The 7,480-nt window shown below is 40.8% G+C and carries 9 protein-coding genes and 1 pseudogene; all 10 read left to right on the top strand.

Features of this window, described 5'->3' with window-relative positions; genetic code table 11:
- A partial coding sequence (locus Q0296_RS05825) for an FAD-binding protein (protein WP_298037912.1) occupies positions 1 to 876 on the top strand: 876 nt, incomplete at its 5' end.
- Positions 877 to 934: 58 nt separating this feature from the next.
- The gene (gene rpsU / locus Q0296_RS05820; RefSeq protein ID WP_009294994.1) at positions 935 to 1,147 is read left to right on the top strand and encodes a 30S ribosomal protein S21; all 213 of its coding nucleotides are present in this window, start codon (positions 935 to 937) and stop codon (positions 1,145 to 1,147) included.
- 103 nt (positions 1,148 to 1,250) lie between these two features.
- Positions 1,251 to 1,883 (top strand): DNA-binding protein, encoded by a 633-nt coding sequence (locus tag Q0296_RS05815; protein WP_298037907.1) that lies wholly within the window; start codon positions 1,251 to 1,253, stop codon positions 1,881 to 1,883.
- Entirely contained in the window at positions 1,880 to 2,497 is a 618-nt protein-coding gene (locus Q0296_RS05810; protein ID WP_298037904.1) for a UPF0323 family lipoprotein, read from the top strand. Before Q0296_RS05815 ends, Q0296_RS05810 begins: the two co-directional genes overlap by 4 nt.
- 2 nt (positions 2,498 to 2,499) lie before the next feature.
- On the top strand, positions 2,500 to 3,681 hold the full coding sequence (locus tag Q0296_RS05805) for a glutathionylspermidine synthase family protein (RefSeq protein WP_298037896.1): 1,182 nt from the start codon (positions 2,500 to 2,502) through the stop codon (positions 3,679 to 3,681).
- A 2-nt stretch (positions 3,682 to 3,683) separates the two neighbouring features.
- Entirely contained in the window at positions 3,684 to 4,619 is a 936-nt protein-coding gene (locus Q0296_RS05800; protein ID WP_298037893.1) for a D-2-hydroxyacid dehydrogenase, read from the top strand.
- Complete coding sequence (locus Q0296_RS05795; protein WP_298037890.1) at positions 4,619 to 5,377, top strand: hypothetical protein; 759 nt, start codon at positions 4,619 to 4,621, stop codon at positions 5,375 to 5,377. Before Q0296_RS05800 ends, Q0296_RS05795 begins: the two co-directional genes overlap by 1 nt.
- A 17-nt stretch (positions 5,378 to 5,394) precedes the next feature.
- Positions 5,395 to 5,892 carry a YajQ family cyclic di-GMP-binding protein gene (locus Q0296_RS05790; RefSeq protein ID WP_021089472.1) on the top strand — a complete coding sequence of 166 codons (498 nt, stop codon included), beginning with the start codon at positions 5,395 to 5,397 and terminating at the stop codon, positions 5,890 to 5,892.
- 206 nt (positions 5,893 to 6,098) lie between these two features.
- Complete coding sequence (locus Q0296_RS05785; protein WP_298037888.1) at positions 6,099 to 6,890, top strand: DUF2314 domain-containing protein; 792 nt, start codon at positions 6,099 to 6,101, stop codon at positions 6,888 to 6,890.
- Between the two features lie 34 nt (positions 6,891 to 6,924).
- Positions 6,925 to 7,480 (top strand): annotated as a pseudogene (locus Q0296_RS05780) (hypothetical protein); the annotation flags it as partial.

Genomic DNA, 7,480 nt, shown 5'->3' with positions numbered 1-7,480 from the left:
AGAGAAGAGTATAAATTTGATAAGAGCTTAGCCGATGATGATCTGCAAAATACAGCAGGCGATGTCAAATTTTACAAAGCAAATAAAGCTGTCATCTTTGCAAGTGGTGGATATTCGGCAGATAAGGCATTTAAAGCTGCTCAAAATCCAAGACTAGCTCTTGCCAAAACACCTTCAAGCCCAGGTGCAACAGCTGGAGCGCTAAAAACCATGCTAGCAGCTGGAGCAACGCCTATACAGCTAAGTCTTGGCAGGTACTCTTTTGGTATCCCAACAGAAGACCTAGTCTTTTCAATGATAGTTGATGGTAAAAACTCAAAAAGATTTATGAATGAAGATGGCGACAGGCAGGGCTTGTCAGATAAAATTTTAGAAAATATGCAAGATAACAGCTCAGATAAATTTGCAGTGATCATCTTCGATGAGGTCGGTTTTGGAAGCAGCCACGATCCAAAAAGGCTAAATAAATTTGTGGAAGATGGCAAGATGAAGAAATTTCAAAATTTGGACGAACTAGCAAAAGAATTTGGGCTAAATTTAGAGGTTTTAAACAGCGAGATCAAGCGATATAATGAAAATATAGAGAAAAAAGATGATAGTGACTTTAAAAAAGATCTAAGTAAGGTAAATCCTATCTCAAAAGCTCCGTTTTATGCGATGCTAGCGGCTCCTGGCATAAGCTATACACCAGGTGGAGTAAGGGTTAGTTTAAATTTTGAAGTGCTAGGCTTAAAAGATAATATGCCTATTAAAAATTTATACGCCATAGGTGAGGCAACAGGCGGAATTCACGGCTATGCAAGGTTGACAAGCTGCTCTACACCAGACTGCATTAGTTCTGGTTTGATAGCTGCTGAGCATATTTTGAAAGCTTAAATTTATGAAAGTTAAACTATACTCACGGCTTATTTTAATCTGAAAGGTGGTGAGGACGTTGCCTGGTATTAAGGTACATCCTAACGAGTCATTTGACGAGGGTTACAGAAAGTTTAAAAAACAAACTGACCGTAACTTAGTCGTTACTGAAGCAAGAGCTAGACGCTTCTTTGAGCCTAAAACTGAGATCCGCAAGAAACAAAAAATTGCTGCTCGCAAAAAAATGCTTAAACGTCTTTATATGCTTAGACGCTACGAGTCAAGACTCTAAAACCAAGACAAAGGGAGCTTTGCTCTCTTTGTTTAACTCTTCTTTTAGCCTTATTTTTTTATAATCAAAGCAATTTTTTTATTTTATTTTAAACGGAAATCCGATGCAAAAGCTAGCTGTAAATGAAGCTGCAGAAATTTTAGGCATAACAAAAGAAGCAGTCTATAATAGAATCCGCCGAGGCTCGTTGAAAACGCTCATTGAAAATGGCACAAAATTTGTCATCCTTGACGAGGAGCCAAGTAGCGAAAAACCCGCAAAAACCGCTTCAAAAAGCACAAAAACTAAATCCCAAAACGACGAGTTTGTAAGTTATTTGTTAAATGAGCTAAATGAGCTTAAGAGCTTAAATTTAAATTTGCAAGCCGACAAAGATAGGCTTTTTAAAGAAAAAGAGCAGATGCTTATCGAGCGAAAAAATGAAATTTTGCAAATTTACAAGGACAGAGACGAGAAGCTCATGCAGTTTCTAAACGCCATGCAAAGGCCACTTTTAGCACCTAAAAACGAGGGTGCCACAAGCGAAGTGGCGATAGATGCGCAGATAGAGGACGAGTCAAAATGGATAAATTTAAGCGAATATCTAAAGGAGTTAAATTTAAAGCCAAAAGCGACAAAAAAGATCAGTGAAAAGATAATAAAAGCGATACATCACTCCAAATTTATCAAATTTAAACGCGGCGTGATACTTGTTAGAAGACATAAAAATTTAAAAGAGTTGATAGGAGAGATATGAAACACATCAAAAAAATAGCAACTTATGCTGCGGTTGGGGGATTTGGTGCCATTATCATGGCTGGACTTGCTGGTTGTGGGAGCGACGATGGCGGCAATGAAAACGCACTAAACGAAGTTGCGCAAAAAAACGGTGCCTTTGTAATCATCGAAGAGAGCGCACCTGGCGTTTATAAAATTTTAGAAGAGTACCCAAGCACCGAAACTAGGGTCGTGCTAAAAGATATAAACGGCACTGAGCGCGTGCTAAGCAAAGATGAGATCGACAAGCTTCTAGCGCAAGCAAACGCAAAGATCGACAATAACACTTCAAATTTGACAAGAACGAGCGACGCACAGCTAAGTAGCGGCGGACTAAGTCTTGGCGAGACGATCCTTGCCTCAGCAGCTGGCGCGATACTTGGTAGCTGGATAGGCAGTAAGCTTTTTGGTAATCAAAATTTCCAAGCAAATCGCCAAAACACATATAAAAATCCAAGTGCTTACACAAGAAGTGTGGATAGCTTTAACAAGCAAAAAGCGGCAAATTCTGCTGCAAGAAGCGGCGGTGGAAAGAGTGGATTTTTCGGTGGTGGCTCAAAGTCAAGCTCTAGCTCATCAAGCTTTGGAGGCTGAAAATGGTAAATTTAAGAAAAATCACCCCATTAAACAATGAATTTATGGAGAAAATCGGCTTTGCGTGGCACACAGATAACGACAATAGCTCATATATCGCTGATGAGATCGTGCAAGTAAGCGAAAATGAGGCAAATGCCTACTATGAGGCAGCAAATGAACTTTACGATATGTATGTAAATGCCGCTCAGCACGTCATAGACAACAACCTTTTTCACGAGATAGGCATACCATTTAACCTTGTTGATATCATAAAAAATAGCTGGGAAAATGACGTTCACTGGCACCTTTACGGCAGGTTTGATCTAGCGGGTGGGCTTGATGGTAAGCCGATAAAACTGATCGAATTTAACGCCGACACGCCAACGGCAGTCTTTGAGACGGCGATCATCCAGTGGGCGATGCTAAAGCTAAATCACATGGACGAAGCAGCCCAGTTTAACGACCTTTACGAGTCGCTAAAGCAAAATTTCAAACGCCTTGTCACACTTGGTGATGATGATGTGGATTTTGATGACGTTTATGAGGGCTGGGGGATACTATTTAGCAGTATCGCAGGTAGCATAGAGGACGAGCAGACCGTAAAACTACTGCAATATATCGCAAAAGAGGCTGGCTTTGAAACAGACTTTTCTTACGTTGATGAGGTTGTTTTTGACGACAATGAAGGCATTTTTAAAGGCGATGAAAATTTCGAGTACTGGTTTAAGCTTGTCCCTTGGGAGAGCATAGCGATCGACGAGGGCGAGCTGGCTCTGATACTTTCAAACATCATCAAAAATCAAAAAGCTATCATTATAAATCCAGCCTACACGCTACTTTTCCAAAGCAAGGGGATTTTAAAAATCCTTTGGGATCTATATCCTAATCACCCGCTCTTGCTTGAGACCTCAAATGAGCCATTAAAAGGCAAAAAATATGTGAAAAAGCCGGTATTTGGCAGAGAAGGAGCAAACGTCTCGATATACGATGAAAATGGCGCACAAATAGCAAGCAATGACGGCGAATACGACTCAAGCAAAGCGATCTATCAGGAATTTTACGAGTTTAATCAAGATGAGAGAGGCGAGAGCTACCAAGCTGGCGTATTTTACGTTTATGAAGCGTGCTCACTTGGATATAGAAAGGGCGGTAAAATTTTAGATAACTACTCTAAATTTGTAGGACATTTCATTAAGGATTAAAGATGAAGATCGTTTGTTTAGACGCAGCCACTCTTGGCGAAAACGTAGATCTTAGTGTTTTTAAGAAATTTGGCGAGTTTATCAGCTACCAAAAAACTAAGAGCGAAGAGGTCGTGCCTCGTCTAAAGGGCGTTGATGTCGTCATCACAAACAAGGTTGTCATCGATAAAGCCGTGATGGAGGCGACAAATTTAAAGCTTATCTGCATAAGCGCAACTGGTATGAATAACGTAGATATTGAGCACGCAAAAGCTAAAAATATAGCTGTAAAAAACGTCGCTGGCTACTCAACCGCAAGCGTCGTTCAGCACACATTTGCCTTGCTTTTTGAGCTGACAAATCACATCAAATTTTATGATGAGTACGTAAAAAGTGGCGAGTGGGTGAAGAGTGAAATTTTCACCTATCTTGGCGCAGATATCAGCGAGATCGCTGGTAAAGAATTTGGCATCATCGGACTTGGCGAGATAGGTCGTGGCGTGGCGGCAGTGGCACGTGCATTTGGCGCAAACGTGAGCTACTACTCGACAAGCGGAGCAAATAACAATAGTGAATTTAAGCAAAAAAGCTTAGACGAGCTACTAAGAAGCAGTGACATCATCAGCATCCACGCACCACTAAATGAAAAGACTAGAAATTTGCTAGGCACAAACGAGATAAATTTACTAAAAGATGATGCGATAGTGCTAAATTTAGGACGTGGCGGCATAGTGGATGAAGCGGCGATGGCAAGGGCGATAGACGAGAGAAATTTACGCTTTGGCACGGATGTTTTGGAGAGCGAGCCAATGAGTGAAAATAGCCCATTTTTAAAGGTAAAAAATAGAGCAAATTTAGTGATCACGCCGCACGTGGCATGGGGTAGTTTGGAGGCCAGAAAAACGCTCATTGCAAAGATCATCGCAAACATCGAAAATTTCATAAATGAGAGCAGATAATGGGCTATGATATAAGCTATCACGCCATTAGCGAAGATGAAATTTCAAAGTGGTATTTTGAGGCACTTGAGCTTACAAGGGCCAGTAAATTTGACGAGGTTTTGGCACTTGCAACAAAGGCTGGCGTAGAGAAATTTTACGCTCAAAAGTACAAAGATACACTAAGCGCTGCGTTACAGTATGAAGACGATGAAATTTTTAACAAAACTCACGGCTTTTGTATCGCTGTTACACAAGGTTTTTTTAGAAAGTATTTCTACACTCGTGGCACATCGCTAAGCTCTTTGGCACGGCAAAATGAGAAATTTAAAAACTACGTCAGCAACTGGCGAGAAATTTTACCAAGTGATTTTTTGGATAAATTTAGTGGTGAAATTTATAATGAGATCACCGAAAACTACTGTTGTGGCGCTTATGTAAACGCTAAAAACGTAGCTAAACTAAAGGCTGACTATGAAGCAGATGGCGAGATAAAAGAGGCGATTGATGGCTTTTACGCTCAAAATTTACCTGCATTTTTAGATGCGCTAAACTACGCATACGAGCTAGAAATAGGCCTGCTCGAGGCCACTGAGGTCGTGGAGCCAAATCCACTTGATCTAAACAAATCAAGCTCATATTCAAATCTCTTTAACTGCGATCCAAAGGGAGCTATCATTTATGCACAGACTGCTGTGCAGCAGATTAGAGAGGCAGTAGAGCAAGAAGAGACTGGCAAAAAGTCGATTTTTGAGAAGATCAAAGGGCTATTTAAATAAATTTTGAAAGGATAAAAATGGCAACCGAACACAGCTTTGATATAAGTGCTGAGGTCGATATGATGGAGGTTAAAAACGCTCTTGAGACAGCGAAAAAAGAGATCGCTGCGAGATATGATTTTAAGGGGCTTGCGGCTGAGGTAGAGCTAAATGAAAAAGAGAAATTTATAACGCTTCTTAGCTCAAGCGATAACAAAATCGACGCGCTAAAAGACATCGTCATCTCAAAGCTCATCAAGCGCAACATCCCGCCAGTAGCGATCACAGAGACAAAAAGAGAGCCAGCGAGCGGTGGAAATTTAAAGGCTACGCTAAAGCTAAACGACACGCTTGACGGCGAAAACTCAAAAAAGATAACCAAAGCGATCAAAGACTCAAAGATCAAGGTGAGCGCGCAGATCAGGGGCGAAGAGATCAGAGTGACAAGCAAAAGCATAGACGATCTGCAGGAGTGTATAAAGCTCGTTAGGGGGTTAAATTTAGAGCTTCCGATAAGCTTTAAAAACCTAAAATAGCGCACATTTTCGCTTCATTATGCGTTGTTGATTCAAATTTTTGCTCGGTCATTACCCGCTCGGTAACTCCCATCACAAAAATTTAAATCGCCTAGCCTAATTTTGCGAAAAAGACGCTTGATTTTTCATTTAAAATTTAGCGATTTAGCCTAAATTTGGCAGTTTTTGCAAATTTACACTTAAATTTATTTCACTAAGGATAAAAAATGGGCTTTTTTAAGAAAATTTTTGGCAAGCAAGTTGATCTTGGCGAGCAAATGCCGATCTATTTTGTAAGCAGCGACGAAGACTACATGCAGCGTGCATTTGAGCAGGCTCGTGAGAGCTTTAGATACTTTTGGCGTGAGCTTTACTGGGAGCGCCGCAGGATCGTGCCAGGGCTTGACTATGCGATGGTTAAAATTTGCTTTCTTGATACCATAAACAGCGAAGAGGTGGGCGAGCACATGTGGATAAACGACGTAGAATTTGACGGCGAAACGATATATGGCACGCTTGTAAATGAGCCTGACACCGTGCAAAACGTGAAAGTCGGAGATCAAGTAAGTGCGAAGATAGGTGAGATGAGCGACTGGCTTTTTGCCATTGGCGGGCGCGCATACGGCGGATTTAGCGTGCAGGCGATGCGCTCACGCATGCAAAAAGATGAGTTAGCCGAGCATGACGCAGCTTGGGGGCTTGATTTTGGCGATTATAACGATATTTTGGTAGTCTATGAGCAAAAAGAGCACCCAGAAAATTTGATCGAGCATCCGATGAGCAAAAATATGACTGAGCAGTTTGAAAACTACGCAAAAGAGTACCCAAGCGTAGCCACAGACGCTGATGAGTTTGGATATACGCAGCTTCACCACGAGGCACTTGCTGGAAATTTAACGATCGTAAATCTCTTGCTAGAAAATGACGCTAGCAAAAACGCCCGCACAAAAAGTGGCAAAACCGCAGCTGAACTTGCTAAGCAAATAGGCTGGAGCGAAATCGCAAAGGTGCTTAGCTAGTTAAATTTGTAAATTTAGTAGAAAGAGGCAAAATTTGAGCTACCAAGACATTTTAGATGAAAAAGATGAGAGCGTTAAAAACGCTAAGAAATTTGTAAATTTTATAAAGGCAAATTTTTCAAACTGTGAGATAAGAAGCAGCAAACAAGCGCGTTTGATCGCTCTTTTAAACGAAGAAAACGACCTTTTTGATAGGCTAAATAGGACAAATTTTAATGAAGTTTCAAAAAGGCTCGGCGAGATAAAAGAGCAGATCACTCTTGTTATTTTAGATATCAAAGATGAGATCATAAAGGACTTTGACGAGCAAAACTATGAAATTTACAAAAGGGCGCTCTCAAAAGAGCCAGAGGAGCTTGAAAAGGTCAAAAATGAGCTACTTTTAAACTCGTTTTTCGAGAGCCATTTGGGCGAGCACTCGGCAAATTTAAAGGCAAATTTCATAAAAGAGTGCGTTGCAAATTTCTTCAAACACTCAAATTTCATAGTGCCTATCATCAGCGTGCTTTGCTACTTTTTATATTTTGGTTTTGAGACCCGATATTTTCCGAGTTTAGATAGCTCGGAGATGATATCTACAGGCATCTTGC

The organism is uncultured Campylobacter sp. (assembly GCF_937890585.1).
GTDB lineage: Bacteria > Campylobacterota > Campylobacteria > Campylobacterales > Campylobacteraceae > Campylobacter_A.
This window is presented reverse-complemented; position numbering and strand designations above follow the sequence as displayed.